A 21,613-nucleotide genomic window follows, 5' to 3' on the forward strand; every position below is an offset into this window, starting at 1 on the left:
GAAGGACCTGACGCATCAGGGTTCGATCGGGGTGCGGGGGACGGATGGGCGAGCGGGGCGCGGAGCTCTCGGGAGTGGAGTGGACGGCGCTGGTGACGCTGTACCTGCGGGCGGTGGAGAGCCGTTCGAAGGAGTCGATCCTCAAGGATCGCGCCGCGTCGGAGGCGGTGCGCCGGCTCGGCGGCGACTTCGGTCTCGGTTCGCTGAAGATGCGGCTGACGGCCGGCGACCGGTACCTGGTGGTCCTGCGGGCCAGGCAGCTCGACCTGTGGGCCGCGGACTTCCTCGCCCGCCATCCCGACGCCGTCGTGGTGCAGCTCGGTTGCGGGCTGGACAGCCGGGCGTCCCGGCTGGACGTCCCGCCGGGGGTCCTCTGGTTCGACGTCGACCTCCCGGAGGTGGCCGAGCTGCGCCGGAGGCTCTTTCCCGACCGGGAGGGCCACCGGACGATCGGCGCGTCGGTGACCGAGTCGCGGTGGTGGGAGGAGGTCCCCTGGGACCGGCCGGTGCTCGCCATCGCGGAGGGGCTGCTGATGTACCTGGAGGAGCAGGAGGTCCGCCGCCTGCTGGAACGCCTGACGGACCGCTTCACCACCGGGACGCTGCTGTTCGACGGCGTCGCGCCCTGGGTCGTGCGGATCTCCGAACGGCTTCCCCGGGCCTACCGGGGTTTCGGCATGCACTGGGCGACCCGCAACGCCTGGGAGCTCGAACAGTGGAACCCGCGCCTCCGGCGCATCGAGGAGGTCGCGCCGCTGGCCCGGTACCCCGTGATCCCCTCGCGCTTCTACCGCTGCCTGTACCGGGTGCTCAGCCTCATCCCCCCGCTGCGGAACGAGCTGAAGCTGTTCCGCTTCGAGTTCTGAGTTCCGCGTGGCGGGGGCGGCGCGGCCTATGCTGGCGGGCATGAGTCGTTGGGAAGAGCTCACCGGAGGGACGTCCGGGGAGGACTACGCCGCGCGGTTCGCGGCGCTGGCGGAGTCGGGGAAGGACCTGCACGGGGAGGCGCGGTTCTGCGCGGCGCTCGTCCCGCCGGGGTCGCGGATCCTGGACGCCGGCTGCGGCACCGGACGCGTCATGATCCGCCTCGCGGAGCTCGGCTACGACTGCGTGGGCGTGGACCTGGACGAGTCCATGCTGGCCGTCGCGCGGAAGGCCGCGCCGGACCTGCCGTGGTTCCAGGCCGACCTGGCCGGGTTCGACCCCGCCGCGCTCGGCATCCCCGGCGACTTCGACCTCGTGGTGGCGGCGGGCAACATCTTCCCGCTGCTCGCCTCCGGCACCGAGGGAGAGGTGGCACGCAGGCTCGCGGCGGCCCTGAAGCCCGGCGGCCTGCTCGTCGCGGGCTTCGGCCTCGACCGCGCCCACCTGCCCGTCCCGCCGAGCATCACCTTGGACGAGTACGACGCCCACTGCGCCGCGGCGGGCCTCACCCTCGTCGACCGCTTCGCCACCTGGGACGCCGACCCCTACGACGGCGGCGGCTACGCCGTGAGCGTCCACCGCCGCTGACGGGCGCACTTCCGCGTCACCCGACGAGGCCGGCGCGGAAGGCCGCCATCGCGAGCTGGACGCGGTTGGTGGCGGAGAGCTTCTCGAAGAGCCGGGTGATGTGGCTTTTCACGGTCGCTTCGCTCATGTGGAGGCGGGCGGCGATCTCGGCGTTGGAGCGGCCCTGGCCGATCTCGACGAGGACCTGGCGTTCGCGGGCGGTCAGCGGATCCAGCCGGGAGAGGGCCTCGCGGCGGCGGGCCCGGTCCCCGGCGGCGAAGGCCGTGAAGTGGGCGATCACCTGGCGGGTGACGGCAGGGGAGAGCACGGATCCGCCCGAGGCCGCGAGGCGGACGGCGCGGATCAGGTCCAGCGGCGGGGTGTCCTTCAGGAGGAAACCGGACGCTCCGGCCTCCAGGGCCTGGAAGACGTGGTCGTCGGCGGTGAAGGTGGTCAGGACGATCACCGCGGGCGGGTGGTCGCCGGCGCGCAGTTCGGCGGTGGCGGCCACGCCGTCCATGCGGGGCATGCGGATGTCCATCAGCACCACGTCGGGCCGGAGCCTGCGCGCGGCCTCGATCGCGGTGCGGCCGTCCTCGGCCTCCCCGACGACCTCCAGGTCCCCGGACGTCTCGAGGATCATGCGCAGGCCGACCCGGACCAGCGCCTCGTCGTCGGCGAGCAGGACGGAGACCACCGGGTTCACCGCGCTCCTTCGACCGGGACGCGGGCCCGCAGCCGCCAGCCTCCGTCACCGGCGGGCCCGCCGTCCATCGTCCCGCCCGCCAGCCTGATCCGTTCGGCGAGGCCGGTCAGGCCCGAGCCCGAACCGGGCAGGTCCATCGGTGCGGTCCGTCCCGCCGGGTTCTCCACCAGCACCGTCACCTCCCGGCCGTCCTTGCGCACCGAGACGGCCACCGGTGAGCCGGGGGAGTGCTTGCGGGCGTTGGTGAGCCCTTCCCGCACGACCCGGTGGACGACCCGTGCCACGTCCGGCGGCAGTTCCCCGGCGTCGTCGCGCAGTTCGACCTCCTGTCCGGCCTGAGCGGACGCGTGTATCAGCGACTCCAGATCGGTGAACGGTTCGGCCATGGTGTCCTCGTCTCCGCCGGTCCTCAGCACGCCCAGGACGGTGCGCAGCTCCTGCAGGGCTTCTCGCGCGGTGACCCGGATCAGCCCGGCGCCCTGCCGGACGCGTTCCGGGTCGCCCTCCGCGCCCAGTTCCAGGGCTCCGGCGTGCAGGGCGATCAGCGAGACCTTGTGCGCCAGCACGTCGTGCATCTCCCTTGCGATCCGGGTGCGCTCGGCGGAGCGGGCCTGCTCGTCGCGCAGCAGCCGTTCGGTCTCGGCTCGTTCGGCCCGCTCCCGCAACGACTCCTTCAGTTCGCGCTGTACGGCCAGGTAGGCCCCGAGTCCGAGCGGCGGCAGTACGAGCAGCGCCGAGAAGACGGCGTCGTCCGCGTCCGGGGCCCCCTCGTTGAGCCACGACCAGCCGGTGACCCCGGCCCAGCCCGCGATCGCCGGCACCCACAGGAGCCGTCGCGCTCCGTATGCCGCTCCCGCGTAGAGCCCCGCCAGCAGCGGTCCCGGGCCGCCCGTCAGCGGGTAGGCGACCGAGCCCGCCAGGGCGGCGACGTACGGGTGGCGGCGGCCCGGCCACTGCGCCAGGCTCGCCGCTATCCCGGCGGCCGCGATGACGGGCCTCGGCGCGGACGCCCACGGGGTCTTCACCGCGAGGGCGGTGAGGAAGAGGCATCCCAGCACCAGGGCCCCGTCGAGGACGCGGCTGCCAGGCGCCGGCACGCGCCGACCGGCGAGGGGGATCTCCATGGGAGCAGCCTAGGGACGGTGTGGACCCGCGCCCATGCCCCTTTGGTGGAGAAAATCCGTGTTCGGTCTCCGACGAAAGTCGGAGCCGGTCGTGGCTTGTGCTCCGATGTGCGCAGGGGCCGCCCGTCGGCACGCTGATCGGCATCCGATCGCATCGAGGAGAGCCGATGAGTACACGTTCGTCACGCCTGGTGGGCGGAGTCCTGCTCGCTCTGACGGCCGGCGCCGCCGTTCTGGCGGGTCCGGGGCCCGCCGGGGCCGCGCCCCCCGGCTGCCCGAGCCCGGAACGGGCGGCACTGGCCGATTTCTTCGGCACCGCCGTGCCCGAGCGGCTCGCCCGGGACCGCGTGCCGGGCGCGGTGGTCTCGGTGGTCTCCGGCGGGAAGACCGTCTTCTCCGGCGGTTACGGCCTGGCCGACAAGGAGGAGGGAACGCCTTTCGACGCCTCCCGCTCCCTGGTGCGCATCGCGTCGATCAGCAAGCTGTTCACCTGGACGGCCGTGATGCAGCAGGTCGAAGCCGGGCGGCTCGACCTGGACACCGACGTGAACCGCTACCTGAAGACCTTCCGGATCCCCGCGACGTTTCCCGAGCCGGTGACGCTGCGCACGCTGATGAACCACACCTCCGGTTTCGAGGACACCGTCATCGGCACCGGCGCGCGCAGCGAGGAGGACGTGGAGCCGCTGGAGGAGTACCTCGCCGACGCGATGCCCGCCCGAGTCCGCCCGCCTGGTGAGATCTCGGCCTACTCCAACTACGGTGCGGCCCTCGCCGGGCACATCGTGGCGCAGACGAGCGGCGAACCCTACGACCGCTACGTCCGGAAGCATCTGCTCGAGCCCCTCGGCATGACGCGCAGCACCGCGTCCGAGCCGGTTCCCGCGGCCCTCGCAGGCGACCTCGCCGTCGGCTACGACTTCGACATCGAGCCCCCCGAGCCGATTCCCTTCACCTTCGGCCAGCTGGCGCCGGACGGGTCGATCAGCGCCACGGCCGACGACGTCGCCCGCTTCATGGCCGCCCACCTCGACCGGGGCCGCGGTCTCCTCTCACCGGCCACCGCGGCCCTGATGCACACCCGCTCCTATGCCGCCGACCCCCGCCTGGGGGGCTACGCCCACGGCTTCATGGACCGCATCCGCGACGGCCGCCGCGTCCTGATGCACGACGGCAGCTGGGAGGGCTTCCAGAGCGCGCTGCTCCTGGTGCCGGGCTGCGACCTCGGCCTGTTCGTCTCGACCAACGGCACCAACGGCGGCGAGGCCGCCGCTCCCCTCATCGATGCCTTCTTCGAGCGTTTCGTCCCCGCTCCGGCGTCCCCCGAGGAACACGCCGCTCCCCTCGCCACCGCGCGGATGAAGCCCGCCGACCCTCGGCCCGGCTTCTACAAGCCGACCCGGCACGCCGCCTCGACGGTCGAGAAGCTCAACACCCTGCTCGGCCAGATGCGTCTCAAGGTCGACGGAGACGGGGCCGTGCACTTCAAGGGCGGCAAATGGACCCGCCGGGACGACGGCCTCTACGTACGGGAGAACGGCAAGGACCACCTGGTCTTCCTCGAGGGCAGGGACGGCGAGCGCTATGTGGCGACCGACGGCCCCGCCTACCAGCTGATGAGCCGGGGTGAGACCCTGCCGGTCAACCTGGCGGTCCTTCTGGTGCTCGCCGTCCTCGGCCTGACCGCCCTGGCCGTTCCGGCGTCGGCTCTGTGGCGGCGTGCCTTCGCGCGGCAGTCCTCCGCGACCCCTTCTTGGCGCAGGGCCCGCTCCCTGATCGCGGTGTCGTCGCTCCTGACCCTGGTCTTCCTGATCCTGCTGGCGCTCACGCTGTTCTTCAACACCGGTGTGTTCCTCTACGGCACTCCGCTGTCCTTCCGAATGCTCCTGGGGCTGCCGCCGCTCGCCCTTGTGACGTCCGCAGCCGGTGCTTTCCTCACCGTCAGGGCGTGGCGGGGCTCGGATGCAGGGCTCGCCTCCCGCATCCACCAGGTGCTCCTCCTGCCGGCTGTGATCCCCTTCGTCTGGTTCCTGTGGCAGTGGAACCTGCTCGGCTGGCAGTTGCCCTGACAGCGGACGGCCGGAGCGGGTCAGCCCGAGAAGGGGGCGACGTAACCGGTGGCGCGGCCGTCCGGGGTGAGCAGGCGGCCCATCTGGTTCGGGGTGTGCAGGCAGACCGCCCGCTCGTGGAGGGTGAGGGCGGACGCCTTGCCCTGGCGGACGGCACCGTTACCGGGGAGCGTCCGGGGAGGGTTCTGCGTCGCGGGACGTGCTGAGGTGGTGTTCGGAGAACCACCGCACGGCGTCTTGGACGCTCTCCTCCAGCGGGCGGGGCGTCCAGCCGAGATCTTCGCGCGTCCGGGCCGAGTCGAGGGGGCCGAAAGCCGTGGCCAGCACGATCGAATCCGGGCAGAGCCGCTGGTCGTGCAGGCCGCGGATGCGGGACACGAGGTGGCTCGCTCGGGCCGCGGCGAGCGCCAGTCGTACCGGCATCGTTCGCGGTGGTCGTTTGCCGAGTACCGCGGCGGCCAGTGCGTGCAGTTCGGTCTGGGTGACATGTCCGGCGGACACGATGTAGCGGGTTCCGGTCCTGCCCTTGTCCTCGGCGAGGAGAAGGGCCTCGGCCGCGTCCCGCACGTCCACCCAGGGCACTCCGGCGTTGAGGACGAACGGCATCGTGCCCTTGGCGGCCTGCCACAGGAGTTCGCCGTGCGGTGTGGGCTGCCGGTCGTGCGGGCCGTAGGTGTTGGCCACGCACAACGAGATGCCGGGCAGCCCTCGCTCCCTGCAGTACTCGAAGAACTTCTTCTCCCCGTCCGCCCGGGAACGCAGGTACTGCGGGGCCCGGTCGTACCAGTTGAAGGCGTCGTCCTCGGTGACGGGCCGCCCCGCGTGGACGCCGATGGTCCCGATGGTCCCGGTGTGCACGAACCGTTCGACCCCGGTCTCCAGCGCGGCCTCCATGGAGTTGACCAGCCCGTCGACGTTCGTGCGGTAGAGCGGGGCGGGGTCGCTCAGCCACGCGCGCGTGTCGACCGCACCGTGGAAGATCGTTCCGCATCCCTTCATGGCGTCGAGCAGCGTCTTCTTGTCGGCCAGGTCCCCGATCCGCTTGTCGTAGGCGAGCCCGTCCAGACCGGAGAGGTCGCTGGAGGGCCGGGCCAGGATCCGCACTTCGCGTCCTCGTGCGGCCAGCGCCCGCACCACGTGCCCGCCCAGGAATCCGCTGGCGCCGATGACCAGCGCGGGTCCGCCTTTGTTCGTCACGGGTTGAATATAGTATGAGATTTGTGGGTTTCGGGCCTGCGGAGAGACGATCAGCGGGTGATGGCGGACCCGCATGAACTCGAGGACGACACCGGCGTACGCGTGCGCCTCCCCGGCCGGGTGGAGCGGGTCGTCTCCCTGGTCCCGTCCCTGACCGAGTCGGTGGCGGCCACCGCGCCCGGCCTCCTGGCGGGCGCCACCGACTGGTGCACGCACCCGCAGAGCCTCGACGTTCCCCGTGTCCGGGGCACCAAGAACCCGGACGTGGAGCGCGTCATCGGGCTGCGGCCCGACCTCGTCCTGGCCAACGAGGAGGAGAACCGTGTCCCCGACCTGGAAGCGCTGCGCGCGGCGGGCATCCCGGTCTGGGTCACCGTGATCCGTACCGTGGACGAGGCCCTGACGTCGTTGCGCCGCATGCTCACCGAGGCCTGCGGCCTCCCGGCGCCGTCCTGGCTGGAGGCCGCCGGACGTGCGTGGTCGGACCATCCCGCTCCCGGGCCCGGCACGCGCCGGGCCGTCATCCCGATCTGGCGCCGCCCCTGGATGGTCGTCGGCCGGGACACCTTCGCCGGAGACGTCCTGGCCCGGCTCGGCGTCGCCAACGTCTACGCCGGCCACCCCGAGCGCTATCCCAGGATCCCGATCGAGGAGATCCTCGCGGCCGCGCCGGACCTCGTGGTCCTCCCCGACGAGCCCTACGCCTTCGGCCCCGCCGACGGTCCTGAGTGTTTCCCCGGTCTGGAGACGGCCCTGGTCTCCGGCCGCGACCTCACCTGGTACGGGCCGTCCCTCGTCGACGCCCCGTCCCGTCTGCGAGAGGCGCTCGCAGGCCCGTCCTGAGGAAGGGTCGCCCTCAGGCGGGGCGCCACAGGCGCAGGGTGCGGTCCCAGGAGGCGGAGGCGAGGACGGCGCCGTCGGGGGAGAGCGCCAGGGCGTCGATGCGGTCGGTGTGCGGGGTGGGGACGGAGCGGAAGTCCCCGGTGGCGGGATTCCAGTGACGGAGGGCGTGACCGAGGTCGGCGGCGTAGAGCGTCCCGTCGGAGGGGTGGCAGGCCAGGGCGGAGACGGTGCTCGGGTGCTCCTTCAGGACGCCGGCGGCGGCGTCGGATTTCCAGAGCCGGATGGTCCGGTCCTCGCCCGCGGAGGCCAGGACGCCGTCTGAGGTGTAGGCCAGGGTGGAGACCTCGCCGGTGTGGCCGGTGAGCGAGGCGAGGAGGTCGCCGGTGGCCGGATCCCACAGGCGGACCTTGCCGTCGGCGCCCGCGGAGGCCAGCGTGGAGCCGTCGGGGTGGAAGGCGACGGCGTAGACGGTGCCGGAGTGTCCGCGCAGGGTGCGGAGCACGCGGCGGTCCTTCATCGACCAGACGCGTACGGTCGCGTCCTTGCCGCCGCTCGCCAGCAGCCGGCCGTCGGAGGAGGGCGCCAGGGCGTAGACGATGTCGGTGTGGCCGGTGTAGGCGCCGTCCTCGGCGGCCCGGTCGACGTCCCAGGCCAGGATGCGGCGGTCCCAGCTGCCCGTCAGGAGGGCCGAGCCGTCGCGGGTGAAGGCGGCGCAGGTGATCGGGCCCCGGTGGCCGGTGAGGGTGCGCGAGTCGCGGGTGCCGGTGTCCCACAGGCGCACGGTCTCGTCCCAGCACCCGCTGGCCAGGAGCGGGCGTTTCGGGTGGAAGGCCAGGGCGTCGATCCGGTCGGTGTGGTCCGTCAGCGCGGCGCCGTCCTGCGCGAGCGCCGACGGGGGCGCGGGAGCGTGCCGGTCGGAGGTCCGCCCGGAGTCGCGGGTGAACAGGGCCGCCGCGGTGCCCGCGGAGCCGAGGATCCCGGCGGCGGCCAGCAGCACGGACCGGCGTCCGATCGAGCGCGAGGGCCGGGGCGCCGGAGGTTCGACGGGCTCCGGCTCCGGCGCGTCGGAGCCGGGGAGGGGGCGCGTGCTCTCCACGGCCGCGGGAGGTCCGCTCTCGACGACCGTGGCGGAGGCGGCGGGGAGCGGGGTGGAGTGCCGCCACGGGGTGGCGATCTCGCTCAGGGTCCCGATCGTCTCGGCGATGGTGGGGCGCTGCTCGGGGTCGGGCCGCAGCAGCTCGTGGAGCAGGGACGTCAGCGGCCCGGCGTGTTCGGGCGGGTCGAACTCGCCCTTCATGAGCAGTGCGAGGACGGCCACGAAGCTGTTGCCGGGAAACGGGGAGCGTCCTTCCACCGCGGTGTAGAGGGTCGCCCCGAGCGACCACAGGTCCGAGGCGGGACCGAGGTCCTCGTCCCGGCGCGCCTGCTCGGGGGACATGTAGGCGGGCGTGCCCAGCAGCGCGCCCGTCAGGGTGATCCGGGGGTCGCCCGACAGCCGGGCGATCCCGAAGTCGGTGAGCACCACCCGCCGCTCGTCGAGCATGACGTTGGCGGGTTTGAGGTCCCGGTGCAGGATGCCGGCCTTGTGCGCGGTCCGGAGCGCCTCGGCGACGGCCAGCCCGATCTCCGCCACGCGGGTGGGGGTCAGCCGTCCCGCCGTCTTGACGGTCCGGTCGAGCGGCATGCCCTTCAGCAGCTCCATGACGATCAGGGGCATGCCGTCGTGTTCGACGACGTCGTGCACCGTGACGATGGCCGGATGGGTGAGCCGCGCCGCCAGCCGCGCCTCGCGCGACATCCGCTCGACGAGGACCCGCCGCTCCTCGTCGTCCAGCCTCGCGTCGAGCAGGAGCTCCTTGACCGCGACCTCACGGCCGAGCACCTCGTCCTCGGCGCGCCAGACGCGTCCCATGCCCCCCGACCCGACCGGCTCGACCAGCCTGTAACGCCCGTTGATCCGATCGCCAGCATCCGCCACGGCACACCATCCTAACGAGGTCGAACCCGGCGGATCGGGGATGACGGTGCCGTCGTGTCCCGGCACGGGGTATCTGTACGGGATAAAATTAATCGTATAAAATAAATAAGGTCGCGACCGGACCCCGCCGTTCTTCCGTGTGGAGGAGTCCCATGCCCTCGTTCCGTCTCCGCTCCGGGATGTTCTTCAAGTCCGCCGCCGGGATCGGCCTCGCCGCCCTGCTCGCCGCCTGCGCCACCGAGACCGCCTCCTCCGGGGGCTCCGGTTCCCAGGGGGTCACCGACAAGACGGTGAAGGTGGCGGGCATCGTCACCGAGACCAGCGCGATCGGCTACTCCTCGGCCGAGGCCGAGCTGGGCGCCAGGGCCCGTTTCGAACGTGCCAACGCCGAGGGCGGCGTGCACGGCAGGACCGTGGAGTTCCTCGGCGCCGAGGACGACGCGATGACGTCCGCGACGGGTGTGACCGCCGCGCGGCGGCTCGTCGACAAGGAGGACGTCTTCGCCGTCGTCCCCGTCAGCGCTCCGGCCTTCGGCGGAGCCGAGTATCTCGACCAGCAGAAGGTGCCGTGGTTCGGCTGGATGACCAACCCGGCCTGGTGCGGGCTGTCCACGGCCTTCGGGTTCAACGGGTGCCTGACGCCGCAGCGGGGCGAGAAGATCCCGTCCTGGTGGGCGGCCCAGCTCGGCGCGGAGCTGGGCGGCACGGACGGGAGCGTCTGGGTGCAGTCCACCGACACCTCCTCCAGCAAGATCGGCGCGGAGATGATCTCCAGGTCGTTCGAGGCGTCCGGGTTCGAGCTCGTCGGGCTGTCGTCGTCGGTACCGGCCGCGGCCCCGCCGCAGGACTGGCTGCCCTACGTCAACAAGGTCATGGAGAGCGACGGCGGCGGCCCGCCGGACGTCGTGGTGTCCGTCATGTCGGGCACCAAGCACAACGGCGGTTTCTACACCGCGCTGAAGAAGGCCGGCTACAAGGGCGCCATCACCGACGCGACCAGCTACGACCCCAAGGTCATGGCCGACCCGCAGAGCGTCGCGGCGCTCGAAGGCGTCTACGCCGCGCCGCAGCTCGAGCCGTTCGAGTCCGATATCCCGGAGATCGTCCAGATGAAGGCCGACCTGCGGAAGGCCGGCGGCGGCGACCTGGTGTTCAGCCAGCACATGGCCACCGGCTACTGGGCGGCGGACGTCTTCCTGAAGATGCTGGAGAAGACGGGCAAGGACCTCACCCGCGAGAACTTCCTCAGGGCCGCCGACGGCTTCTCCTACGAGAACCCCGGATTCGGGCGCGTCGCCTACCCGCAGAACAAGACACAGCCCACCGGTTGCGGCGCGCTGGTGCGCATCAAGGGCGGCGGGTTCGAGCTCGCCCGGCACCTGGAGTGCTTCGACAACGTCGGCTGATCCCGTCCGCCGCGCCTTGAGGTGATCTATGACGGAACTCATCGGCTACATCCTCAGCGGCCTGGTGACCGGGGCGGTCTTCGCCCTCATGGGCTCGGGCCTGACCCTCACCTACGCCACCACCGGGGTGTTCAACTTCGCGCACGGCGCGGTCGGCTTCGTCGCCGCGCTGCTGTTCTTCGAACTCACCGTCGGCGCCGGCTGGCCCACCTGGATCGCGGGGCCGGTCGCGGTCGCCGTCGCCGGCCCGCTGCTGGGCTACCTGCTGCACCTGACGATGTTCCGGCGGCTCTCCTCGGCGGGGGAGACCGCGCAGATCGTCGCGACCATCGGCCTGACCATCGCGCTGCCCGCACTCGGCCTGGGCGCCATCGACCTGCTCAACGGCGTGTTCGGGCTCTCCCTGCCCGGCGTCACCGAGGGCGGCGCGGCCCGCGGCCTGGGACCGCGGCCCGTGGAGACCTGGGAGTTCGCCGGGATCACCCTGGACTCCGACCAGCTCATCGCCTTCACCGTCGCGGCGCTGACGGCCGCGGCGCTGTGGGCGCTGATGCGCCGCACCCCGCTGGGGCTGCGGATGCGCGCGGCGGTCGACCGCCGCACGCTGGCCGAACTGCGGGGCGTGGACGTCGACCGCGCCTCGGCCCAGGCATGGATGCTGGGTTCGACGCTGGCGGCGGTGGCGGGCGTGCTGATCGTGCCCGTCGTGGGCCTGGACTCGGCGGCCTTCCTCGTCCTGCTGTTCACCTCCGCGACCGCCGCGGTGTTCGGTCGCCTGGCTTCGATCCCGGTGACGTTCGCCGCCGGACTCGCGCTGGGCGTCCTGCAGAACCTCGTCGCCGGATACGGGGATTTCGCGCAGGACGTCACCGGGATCCGGACGGCTGTGCCGGTCCTGCTGCTGTTCGCCGGGCTGCTGGTCCTCAACCGCTCGCGCGACCGGGTGGCCGGCTCCATCGCCGAGGACCCGCCCCCGCCGGACTACCTGGCGGACCTGCCGCGCTGGCGGCGGGCCCTGCCCTGGGGCGTGTCGCCGGCGGTGCTGCTGGTGTGGATGTTCACCATCGGCGACACCTACTGGATCGGGGTCGTCTCCCAGGGGCTGCTGTTCGCGCTGATCTTCTGCTCGTTCGTGGTCGTCACCGGCATCGGCGGCATGGTCAATCTCGCCCAGGCCGCCTTCGCCACCCTGGCCGCCCTCACCGTGGGGCTCGCGCTCAGCAAGGGCCTGCCGTTCGGGCTCGCGCTCGTGCTGGGGATCGCGGCGGCAGCCGTGGCCGGGGTCGTGGTGGCGCTGCCCGCGCTGCGGCTGGGCGGCAAGGTGCTCACCCTGGCCACCCTCGCCCTGGCGCTCCTGGCCGACCAGGTGCTGTTCCAGATCGACGGTTTCGGCAACGGCACCCTGGGCTGGCAGATGCCCGCGATCTCCCTGGGGTTCGCCGACACCAACGACCCCCGCACCCGGGTGGTGCTGCTGCTGGCGCTGATCGCCCTGGTCGGGCTGCTGATCCGCAACCTGGAGCGCTCGGCGTCGGGGCGGGCGATCCTGGCGGTGCGCTCGGCGCCGTCGGCCGCGCAGGTCATCGGGATCTCCGCGACCCGCACCAAGATCACTCTGTTCGTGATGTCCGCGGCGATCGCCGGGCTCGGCGGTGTGCTGTTCGGGGTCTTCAACGGGCTGATCACCACCACGGACCTGCCCGCGGCCACCGGTTTCGTCTGGCTCGCGGTCGTCGTCGTCCAGGGCGTGCGCAGGGTCGGCGGCGCCGTGCTGGGCGGCATGTTCATGGTGTTCGTACCGGAGGTCCTGCACCTGTTCACCGATTCCCAGCACGTGGGGTCGATCCTGTTCGGGCTGGGCGGCATCGCGCTGGCCATGCACCCCGACGGCGTCCTCTCCCAGGCCGCCGAACAGCGCTACCGGCGCCGCCGCGAACGCGAGCAGAGGGAACTGGCGCAGGCGGCGGCCGCGCAGGACGTCGCTCCCCTCGACCTGGCACGGCCGTCGAAGACGGAAGGCCCTTCCGCCACCGTCCGGGAGCCGTCGCCCGCCACGGGTGAGGAGCGGGCCCCGGTCGAGGCGCTGCGCCTGGAAGGCGCGGTCGCTGGCTACGGCGACACGACGGTGCTGCGCGGCGTCGACCTGGTCGTGGCCCCCGGACAGGTGGTGGCGCTGCTGGGCGCCAACGGCGCCGGGAAGTCCACGACATGCCTGGCGGCGGCCGGGATCGTGCCGCTGACCACCGGCCGGGTACGCCTCGACGGCGCCGACGTCACCGCGCTCCCCGCGCACCGGCGGGCGGGCGCGGGAGTCTTCCTCGCGCCCGAGGGACGGGGGGTGTTCCCCGGCCTGACGGTCGAGGAGAACCTCGCCCTCCGCCTCCCGGACGCCGCCTCCCGCGCCGAGGCCTACGACCGCCTCCCCGCGCTGGCCGACCGGCGGACGATCGCCGCGGGAGCCCTCTCCGGGGGCGAGCAGCAGATGCTGGCCCTCGCGCCCGCCCTCGTCCGCCCGCCGCGCGTCCTGATCGCCGACGAGCCCTCCCTGGGTCTGGCCCCGCGCGTCGTCGACCAGGTCTTCGAGCTGTTCGACGAGCTGCGGAGCGGGGGAGCGGCGCTGCTCGTGGTCGAGGAGAAGGCCACCGGGGTGCTCGCGCTGGCCGACACCGTGGCGTTCATGCGGCTCGGCCGCGTCGTGTGGAGCGGGGCACGGGCCGAAGTCGACGACGATCTGCTGACCAGCGCCTACCTCGGCGCGTTGGAGGGCGCACGGTGAAGACGGCTGACCCGGCCATCCAGGTGCGGGGGGTGGGCGTCGACTTCGGCGGCGTCCGCGCCCTGAACGGCGTGACGTTCTCGGTGGAGGCCGGCCGGACCTGCGGGGTCATCGGCCCCAACGGGGCGGGCAAGACGACGCTCTTCGACGTGGTGACCGGCCTGCGCCGCCCCACGGCCGGCTCGGTCCTGCTGCACGGGTCGGACGTGACGGCCACCGGGGCGCTGGGCCGCTCCCGGCTGGGGGTGCGCCGGACCTTCCAGCGCCCGCAGGTGTTCGGGCGCCTGACCGTCCTGGACAACGTGCTCGCCGCCCTGGAATGGCACGGCGGCGGCGGAGGCCTCGCCGGCGACCTCCTGGCCCTGCCCGCCCGCGGGCGCCGCGAGAGGCGGCGGCGCGAGCGCGCCCTGGAGGCCCTGGACCGGTGCGGCCTCGCGGACCTGGCGGGAGCCCACGCCGCGGACCTGCCCATCGGCCGCCGCCGCATGGTCGAACTGGCCCGCGCGATCGTCGACGAGCCGTCCGTGCTGCTCCTGGACGAGCCCACCTCCGGCCTGGACGCCGACCAGAGCGCCCGCTTCGCCGCCGTCGTGGCCGGCCTGGACACCACGGTCCTGCTGGTCGAGCACGACGTCGGGTTCGTCATGGACGCCTGCGAGCGCGTCATCGTCCTCGACCTGGGCGAGGTCATCGCCGAGGGGACGCCCGCCGGGATCCGCGAGGACCCCGCCGTCCGCGCCGCCTACCTGGGCTGAGCCCCACCGGGGGGCGGGGCGGCCCCGGGGCCGAGAATCCGGTCGACGGTGGTGTGCAGGAGGGAGCGGAAGATCTCCACCGCGGCCGGGTCGTCGGCGTACAGCATGCCGTGGCCGGGCGCGAGGATGCCGGAGCCGAGGAAGCCGATCGCGGACCAGATCACGACGCCCATGAGGGGGTAGGCGCCGAACCCCTCCGGGGCCTCGTGCCCGATCTTGCGCGCGACCAGCCGCAGCACGGGCCGCGCGTACCGGTCCTCGATCTCGTCGATCTCGGCGGCGTCGGACACCTGGCGGTGGATCCACAACGCCATGAACTCGGGGTGCTCCACGTAGAAGTCGAGGAAGGCGTCCGCGAAGACGTGCGCCGCCGCGCGCCCGTCCCCGGCCCGGCCCACGGTCTCCTCGATCCGCGCGTACTTGGCCGCGGTGACCCGGTCCATGACCCGCAGGTAGAGCTCGCGTTTGCCCCCGGTCAGCCCGACGATCTCCCTGACGGAGGCCCCGGCCGCGTCGGCGATGGTCTCCAGCGAGGTCAGGTCGTAGCCCAGCCCCGCGAACAACCGCGTGGCCAGGCCGACGATCCGCTCTTCGGTGATCTCTTCCCCCATCCTCCTCACCCTAGGGAAAATCGACGGCATTCCGGATATGGCTCCTGTAAGGACTGTCCCAACGACCGGTTGCCCCGCGCCGCCCCCGTGGCGAAAAAGGGTCTTGCCGAAGAGGTGATCGCGTCGTCAGATGGCGGTCATGGGAACGAAGTCGCGGTGCCTCGTCGCTTTGGCCGTCTCCGCCCTGCTCTCGGTGGCGGCTCCCGGCCCCGCCCTGCCCGCCCGCGCGGACCCGGGCGGCGCCTTCACCGTCCTCACCTACAACGTGGCGGGGCTGCCCGAGATCCTGTCCAGCGCCCCCACCGACCGCAGAACCGCCACCACCGCGATCGGCGAACGCCTCGGCCCCTACGACATCGTCCACGTGCAGGAGGACTTCAACTACCACGCCTACCTGTACGCCGCCGACGGCCATCCGCACCGTACGCCCACCAGCGGCGGCGCCGGGCTGGGCAGCGGGCTGAACACGCTGTCCGGCCTTCCCTACGACACCGGCGACTTCGAGCGCGTCACCTGGGACGACTGCTCGCTCGGCTCCGGGGACTGCCTGACCCCCAAGGGCTTCACCTTCATGCGGGTCCGGCTCGCCGAGGGCGTCCACGTCGACCTCTACAACCTGCACGCGGACGCGGGGAGCGGGCCCGGCGACCTGAAGGCGCGCGCGGCGAACCTGGCGCAGCTCACCTCGTTCATCCGGTCCCGTTCGGCCGGCAGGGCCGTCGTGGTGATGGGCGACACGAACACCCGCTACACCCGCGCCGGTGACACGATCGCCGAGTTCGCCGCCGCCAACGGACTCGCCGACCCGTGGGTGGACCTGGTCCGCGGGGGAGAGGCACCCGCCAAGGGCGACCCCGCGCTGGTCTGCGACAAGGCGGCCCCCACCGCCGCCTGCGAGGTCGTCGACAAGGTCCTCTACCGGGGCGACAAGCAGATCTCGCTGACCGCGACCTCCTACGGCAACGACCACGCCGCGTTCCTGACCGGGGACGGCCTCATGCTGTCCGACCACCACCCGATCTCGGCGGGCCTCACCTGGCGGCAGAGCCCCGGCTTCCGGCTGAGCGACCCGTTCGGCGGCCCGCACGGCGGCCACTACAGCGACCTGCCGTCCGTGAAGGCCGGGTCCCGGGTCGCGGTCCTGTCGCTGCGCGCGGGCTCCCGCGTCGACCGGGTCGGCGCGACCCTGGAGGACGGCACGGTCCTGTCCCACGGCGGGACGGGCGGCACCCTGAGGACCCTGGCACTGGACCGCGGCGAGTACGCGGTCTCGGCGAAGCTCTGCCGCGGCCGGAAGCACGGCCGCACCCGGATCTTCCACGTGGAGTTCACCACCGACCGGGGCCGCACCCTGTCCGGCGGCACCGTCACACCGGACTGCGTGTCGCACACCGCCCCGCCGGGCTGGCAGATCGCCGGATACCACGGCAGGTCCGGCACCGAGGTGAACAAACTGGGCATGATCTACACCCGCCGCTGACCCGCCCGTCCCGCCGCGGCGCTCCTTCGGAGCCCGCGGCCCCTGCATCCTCCGGTGAGGGATATAAATGCGCCGAAGTCGTCCTTATCTCCGGAGAATGTGAGGGACATGGGAAAGAGACTGCCGCTCAAGGCGGCGCACGCCGCCGTGGACGCCGCGCTGGAGCGGGCCGCCGCGGACGGCCTCCGGATCGCGGTCGCCGTGGTCGACGCCAGGGGAGCCGACATCCTCGTCGCCCGCGGTGACGGAGCCCCCTGGTTCAGCCCCGGCGTGGCCCGCGCGAAGGCCGCCTCCTCGACGGCCTTCCGGGTTCCCAGCGACGCCATGCAGGGAATCCGCGAGACCTACCCCGACCTGTTCGCCCTCATCGACGATCAGGTCCCTCACCGCCTGACGACACTCCCCGGCGGCCTCCCCGTCCGGCACGACGGCGAACTGCTCGGCGCGATCGGCGTCAGCGGCGCGACCGCCGAACAGGACGTCGAGTGCGCACAGGCGGCGCTGGACGCCCTCGCCGTCCTCCTCGCGTCAGGCTCCTGAACGAGGCGGCGGCCGGGACGCCGCCCGGCCGCCGTCCGTGGGCGGAGGATTCCTTTTCGCCATGAACGAAATATTTATCCGCATTTGTTGAATCCCGTCTCAGGGAAGGAGCGAATTCCCCGGCCGCCCCTTGCGGTAGCCTCGGTGATCTTCGATTTCACTCGCCGTCGAGTGAATTTTTCGGGAAGGTGCCGGTCGGGGAGAAAATGCGGATCACTGGCGGAATTGCCATCACGTTCGGTATATCTGCTGTGTTCTTCGCGCTTTACGCCTCGTTCTCGTTGCTCGAGCACGCCCGGTTGAGGACGAGTGGGTATGATCTCGGAATATTCCACCAGGCGGTGGCCTCGTATGCGGATTTCCGACCGCCGATCTCGCCGTTGAAGGGAGCCGACTACCACCTTCTCGGCGACCATTTCCACCCGATACTGGCGACGCTGGCGCCGCTGCACCGGATCTGGCCGGACGCCGGGTCGCTGCTGGTGGCGCAGGCCGCGCTGATCGCGCTGTCCGTCCTCGCGGTGGGGCGGTACGCGGTCCGGACGCTGGGGGCGAAAGGCCACGCGATCGCCGTCGCCTACGGGTCGTCGTGGGGTCTGCAGGGCCTGGCGGCCTTCGACTTCCACGAGGTGGCGTTCGCCGTGCCGCTGCTGGCGTTCGCGACGGCGGCGCTGGCCGAGGAGCGCTGGAAGGCCGCCGCGGCCTGGGCGCTGCCCCTCCTCCTGGTGAAGGAGGACATGGGATTCACGGTCGCGGCCGTCGGCGCCTACCTGGCGTGGAAAGGACGGCGCGGACTCGGCGCGGGGGTCGCCGCCGCCGGTGCGGCCGCCGTCCCCCTGACCGTCCTCGTGCTGATCCCCGCGTTCAACCGGACCGGGCGCTACCCCTACTCCGGCACTGAGCTCGGCCTCACCGACCCGGTGGGCAAGGCGGCCCTGGTCGGCTGGCTCCTCCTGCTCACCCTCGGCCTCTGCCTGACATCCCCCCTGGTGTTGATCGCGGTGCCCTCCCTGGGACTGCGGCTCCTGTCGGACAACCCGCTGTACTGGAGCACGGGCGAGGTCCACTACAACGCGATCCTCATGCCCGTCCTGTTCATCGCGATGACCGGCGGCCTGGCGGCTCTGCGCGCGGCACGCACGCGGCCGGCCCGCTCGCCCGTGGACCTCGCCCCGTACGCCGTGCTGCTGGTGGCGCTGGCCCTCCTGCCGTCGACCCCGATCGGCGACTGCTCCTGGCGTGCCGACCCGCGCGCGCGGGCCGCCAGGGGGCTCCTCGAGCGGATCCCGGACGGCGCGACCGTCGCCGCGGGCAACAACCTCGTGCCGCAGCTCACGGGAAGGACCACCGTGGTGGCCTTCCCCGATCCCAGCGGCCGCCCCTACGACTGGGTCGCCCTCGACCTGGAGCGCCGCTCGAACACCCCCCGGACGGTCGGGGAGCAGGACGCGGCCCTGGCCGAGCTGCCCGGCAGGGGCTTCCGGCGGCTCGCCTCGAGCGGCGGCGTCGTGCTCTTCCACCGCCCGAGCGCCGCGAACAGACCTGCCTCGTAAGGCATTCCGGATTTTGCCTTTTCCACGGAAATTCGGGGTGAATATCTGAATCCAGGCATGGGATGCCGCTTTCCGCGCGTGGTTAGAGTGGAGGGCCAGTGAGGTGGTGATCCATGTCCATGTCCGAACCGTCCCCCCGCGACCGGCTGCTGGCCGTGGCCACGAAACTGTTCGCGGAACTGGGGTACGACCAGACGTCGAAAGAGCTGATCGCCGACGCGGCGGGACTTCCCGCGAGCTTCATCACGGAGGAATTCGGCGGTAAGCGCCAGCTGTACCTGGAGGTCTTCCGCCAGGTGAGCGCCGCGGAACTGGCGCTGGTCCGGAGATTCGCGGACGGGGGGATCACCAGGGGGAGATACCACGACTTTCTCGACGACTATCTCGACTACCTGCAGGAGAACCCCGAACACGCGGCCCTGATGCTCCAGCGCTGGCTGAACGACGCGGCGGACATCCGGGAGATAGAACAGGCCTATGTCACCCCGCAGGCGGTGGAGATCCGGATGCGGACCGCCGCTCTCTTCCGCGAGGGGATGGACGTCGAGATGATGACCTGGAGTTCGGCCTGGGCGGCCCAGGTCTTCACCCTCACCGGCCTCCCCGGCCACGGGGAGGGGGAGGCGCCCCGGGACCTCGAGCGGTTCCGCCGCTACCTCCACACCCTGGCCGACCTGTACCTCAAGGACTGATCACGGGATTCCGGAAAATCACCGGAGAATGTCGGACATCGCTGAGATGATTCGGCGATGTCCGATCTTGTAGAGCTGATCGTCCGGAAGGCCCGGCGGCTGCCGCGGCCCGAGGGCGGCACGGGGGAGTCCGAGGTCGTCGTCCGGCAGTTCGACGCGGTGCTGATGTCCGTCGGCTTCAAACTGTCACGGGAGGCCATGGAACGGCTGGCCGGACGGGACGAGGGGACCGTCATCGACTTCGCGGTGCGCGTCCTGGCGGCCGTGCGGCGAGAGGTCGGCGACCACGTCCGGCACAACGCCTACTTCAAGGACTTCCCGGCCGGAGTACCGGACACGATGGAGTTCTGGACGCGCTGCCTCACCGAGACCCTGCTGGACCCCGCCCTCGTGGAACGCGACGGGATCGACGGCGACGGCCTGAACCTGCTGGCGCTGCCGTCCTACGGCCGCTACCTGCACACCTACGAGGAGATGCTCGCCGCGCACGACGAACTGATCCCCTCGGCAGGGGACAGGGTCACGCTGCTGCACCTCGGCGGCACGCTGGAGGAGGAGGCGTCACGCCTGTACCTCGCGCTCGCCGGAAGCACGGTGCCGCTCGGTGAAGGCGACACGGAAGCCCTGCGCCTCCTCGCCTCCCACTGCGCCGACGGCCCGCAGCCCGCGGCGATCCCCGTCCGGGAACACCGGGCGTACGTCAACCAGGTGCGGATGGCGTCCGGCAAGGAACTGCTCGCCGACACCGTCACCGACGTCCTGCGGCTGGCGTTCGTCCTCTCGGGCGGCAGCGCGGACCTGGAACCGACCCGGCTCCGCTCCCCGTCCCGCCGCGAACGCAAGGCACTGCTGGCCGCGCTGGACGCCATCGTGGCCGCATCCCCGGCGAAACTCGGTGACGTCAACGCCCACCAAGAGCAGTGGAAGCGGCTTGGCGAGCGCCTCCACCCGCACGAGTACCCGCGCTGGCCGCACGCGGCCCGCGTCTTCGCCGTCGCCCGAGGCGAGGAGCGTGCCCCTTCGTTCGCCGCGCGGGTGCAGACGGCAGTTGACGCACGCGACGTGCTCCGCGCCGTGAAGGCGCTCACCGCCGCACCGGGCCTGCTGTTCCGCTCACTGGACTGGCTGGTGCGCTCCGCCGCCACGGAGGAGGAGGCCCACGCCATCCTGGAGGCCGTCGAAAGCACCGCCGAACACGTCTCGGGACGGGTTCTGCTGTCGCTGCGCGAGCACCTGGTCAACCGCATCGCCTCCCGCGGAGGCCACCGCATCTTCGTCAACCGCGAGAGCAAGGCCTGGACGGCACCCGACGGCAGGGCCCCCCTCGACAAGTCGCTGGCATGGCGCCTGTGCGAGATCCTGGACGCCGAGGTGACCCGCCGCCTCCCCGAGGTCGAGCACCTGGTGATCGACCGGGAGATCTGGTCCGTCGCCCTCCCGCTGTCCGGCAAGTCGTCCCCGTCCGGCTTCGAGGTGCTGCCGCGCGGTTCGTTCTCCCTGGTGGAGGGAAAACTGCTGCGCTTCTTCATCTACTGGCGCCAGCACGAGGAGGACACCGACCTCGACCTGTCGGCGCTCCTGCTCAACGACGACTACACGTACGGCTCCCAGCTGTCCTGGACGGAACTGACGGGCGTAGGAGGCGAGCACTCCGGCGACATCACGTCGGCCGAGGACGGCGCCAGCGAGTTCATCAACCTGACCCTCGCCAAGCTGCGTCACCGCGTCATCATCCCGCAGGTCCTCGTCTACAGCGGCGAAGGCTTCAACGAGCTCGCCGAATCCTTCTTCGGCTTCATGACCCGCGACGCCGACCAGGCGGGAGCCCCCTTCGAACCCGCCACGGTCCGCATGAAGTCCGACCTCCGCGGCTCCGGCCGCGTCGCCCTCCCGCTGGTCTTCCTCCGCGGCGAGGACGGCGAGTGGCGCGCCAAATGGCTGCACATCTTCCTCCGAGGCGAACCGAGGTTCAACCGCGTGGAGACGACCGGCTCCACCGCGGTCCCCCTCGTCCGCGCGATCGTGGACCGCGAATACCTGCGCGTACGCCACCTGACCGACCTGTGGGCGACCAAGGCCGCCAAGGTCACCTTCCTCGGCGAGGACGACCTCCCCTCCACCCCGGTCACCTTCGTCGGCCGAGAACACCCCGAAGCCCTCCCCGAAGGCTCCCAAGTCTTCGACCTGACCCGTCTGACCGACCTCATCCCCTCCTGAAGCGCCCGTCACCGGTACGGGCACAGCAGCGGCGACACAGGTCTTCCGCGTGGTGGAGGCGATCCCGCTCGCAGCGAGGGCGGACGGCGATACGGCCGGGCATCGCCGGCTTCACCCAGACCGGAGATCGCGGGGGAGTGTCGGGTCGGCGGCAGCCTGGTCACTCCGAAGACGA

At 72.0% G+C, this 21,613-nt stretch carries 17 protein-coding genes; 12 read left to right on the plus strand and 5 right to left on the minus strand.

Going from position 1 to position 21,613, the window contains the following annotated elements:
• Positions 1–44: 44 nt before the first annotated feature.
• Complete coding sequence (locus tag C2865_RS25060; RefSeq protein ID WP_106401006.1) at positions 45–866, plus strand: class I SAM-dependent methyltransferase; 822 nt, start codon at positions 45–47, stop codon at positions 864–866.
• 40 nt (positions 867–906) lie between these two features.
• Positions 907–1,512: a class I SAM-dependent methyltransferase gene (locus tag C2865_RS25065; protein ID WP_106401317.1), complete on the plus strand. Its 606-nt coding sequence runs from the start codon at positions 907–909 to the stop codon at positions 1,510–1,512.
• A gap of 16 nt (positions 1,513–1,528) precedes the next feature.
• Here C2865_RS25065 and C2865_RS25070 read toward each other — a convergent pair whose 3' ends face one another.
• Both C2865_RS25070 and C2865_RS25075 read right to left on the minus strand, forming a co-directional pair.
• Entirely contained in the window at positions 1,529–2,188 is a 660-nt protein-coding gene (locus C2865_RS25070; RefSeq protein WP_106401318.1) for a response regulator, read from the minus strand.
• A 5-nt stretch (positions 2,189–2,193) separates the two neighbouring features.
• Positions 2,194–3,321 (minus strand): sensor histidine kinase, encoded by a 1,128-nt coding sequence (locus C2865_RS25075; RefSeq protein ID WP_106401007.1) that lies wholly within the window; start codon positions 3,319–3,321, stop codon positions 2,194–2,196.
• Positions 3,322–3,488: 167 nt separating this feature from the next.
• Here C2865_RS25075 and C2865_RS25080 point away from each other — a divergent pair, with 167 nt between their 5' ends.
• Positions 3,489–5,390 carry a serine hydrolase domain-containing protein gene (locus C2865_RS25080; protein ID WP_106401008.1) on the plus strand — a complete coding sequence of 634 codons (1,902 nt, stop codon included), beginning with the start codon at positions 3,489–3,491 and terminating at the stop codon, positions 5,388–5,390.
• A 159-nt stretch (positions 5,391–5,549) separates the two neighbouring features.
• Here the strand turns inward: C2865_RS25080 and C2865_RS25085 are convergent, their stop codons facing one another.
• Complete coding sequence (locus C2865_RS25085) at positions 5,550–6,587, minus strand: NAD-dependent epimerase/dehydratase family protein (protein ID WP_157963907.1); 1,038 nt, start codon at positions 6,585–6,587, stop codon at positions 5,550–5,552.
• A gap of 60 nt (positions 6,588–6,647) precedes the next feature.
• Here C2865_RS25085 and C2865_RS25090 point away from each other — a divergent pair, with 60 nt between their 5' ends.
• Positions 6,648–7,430 carry a helical backbone metal receptor gene (locus C2865_RS25090; RefSeq protein WP_198653577.1) on the plus strand — a complete coding sequence of 261 codons (783 nt, stop codon included), beginning with the start codon at positions 6,648–6,650 and terminating at the stop codon, positions 7,428–7,430.
• A gap of 13 nt (positions 7,431–7,443) precedes the next feature.
• Here C2865_RS25090 and C2865_RS41535 read toward each other — a convergent pair whose 3' ends face one another.
• Positions 7,444–9,408, minus strand: a complete 1,965-nt coding sequence (locus C2865_RS41535) for a WD40 repeat domain-containing serine/threonine protein kinase (protein ID WP_157963908.1) — start codon at positions 9,406–9,408, stop codon at positions 7,444–7,446.
• A gap of 152 nt (positions 9,409–9,560) precedes the next feature.
• Between C2865_RS41535 and C2865_RS25100 the strand changes: the two genes are divergently transcribed.
• Genes C2865_RS25100 through C2865_RS25110 form a run of 3 tightly spaced genes read left to right on the plus strand, consistent with a single transcriptional unit; the run spans position 9,561 to position 14,345 of the window.
• Entirely contained in the window at positions 9,561–10,814 is a 1,254-nt protein-coding gene (locus C2865_RS25100) for an ABC transporter substrate-binding protein (protein WP_106401011.1), read from the plus strand.
• A gap of 28 nt (positions 10,815–10,842) precedes the next feature.
• A complete protein-coding gene (locus C2865_RS25105; RefSeq protein WP_106401012.1) occupies positions 10,843–13,590 on the plus strand; it encodes an ABC transporter permease subunit in 2,748 nt (915 codons plus the stop codon).
• Entirely contained in the window at positions 13,587–14,345 is a 759-nt protein-coding gene (locus C2865_RS25110) for an ABC transporter ATP-binding protein (RefSeq protein ID WP_106401013.1), read from the plus strand. The genes C2865_RS25105 and C2865_RS25110 overlap by 4 nt, the downstream gene beginning before the upstream one ends.
• Here C2865_RS25110 and C2865_RS25115 read toward each other — a convergent pair.
• Positions 14,333–14,956 carry a TetR/AcrR family transcriptional regulator gene (locus C2865_RS25115; protein ID WP_106401014.1) on the minus strand — a complete coding sequence of 208 codons (624 nt, stop codon included), beginning with the start codon at positions 14,954–14,956 and terminating at the stop codon, positions 14,333–14,335. The genes C2865_RS25110 and C2865_RS25115 overlap by 13 nt on opposite strands.
• A gap of 139 nt (positions 14,957–15,095) precedes the next feature.
• Here C2865_RS25115 and C2865_RS25120 point away from each other — a divergent pair, with 139 nt between their 5' ends.
• From C2865_RS25120 to C2865_RS25140, 5 genes are all read left to right on the plus strand, one after another.
• Complete coding sequence (locus C2865_RS25120) at positions 15,096–16,436, plus strand: jacalin-like lectin (RefSeq protein WP_106401320.1); 1,341 nt, start codon at positions 15,096–15,098, stop codon at positions 16,434–16,436.
• A gap of 108 nt (positions 16,437–16,544) precedes the next feature.
• On the plus strand, positions 16,545–16,976 hold the full coding sequence (locus tag C2865_RS25125) for a GlcG/HbpS family heme-binding protein (protein ID WP_106401015.1): 432 nt from the start codon (positions 16,545–16,547) through the stop codon (positions 16,974–16,976).
• Between the two features lie 206 nt (positions 16,977–17,182).
• The gene (locus C2865_RS25130) at positions 17,183–18,529 is read left to right on the plus strand and encodes a DUF2079 domain-containing protein (protein WP_106401016.1); all 1,347 of its coding nucleotides are present in this window, start codon (positions 17,183–17,185) and stop codon (positions 18,527–18,529) included.
• A gap of 113 nt (positions 18,530–18,642) precedes the next feature.
• A complete protein-coding gene (locus C2865_RS39570; protein ID WP_157963910.1) occupies positions 18,643–19,221 on the plus strand; it encodes a TetR/AcrR family transcriptional regulator in 579 nt (192 codons plus the stop codon).
• Positions 19,222–19,278: 57 nt separating this feature from the next.
• Positions 19,279–21,438 (plus strand): TerD family protein, encoded by a 2,160-nt coding sequence (locus tag C2865_RS25140; RefSeq protein ID WP_106401017.1) that lies wholly within the window; start codon positions 19,279–19,281, stop codon positions 21,436–21,438.
• Positions 21,439–21,613: the final 175 nt, after the last annotated feature.

The sequence above is a fragment of the Actinocorallia populi genome (assembly GCF_002995495.1).
Taxonomy (GTDB): domain Bacteria; phylum Actinomycetota; class Actinomycetes; order Streptosporangiales; family Streptosporangiaceae; genus Actinocorallia; species Actinocorallia populi.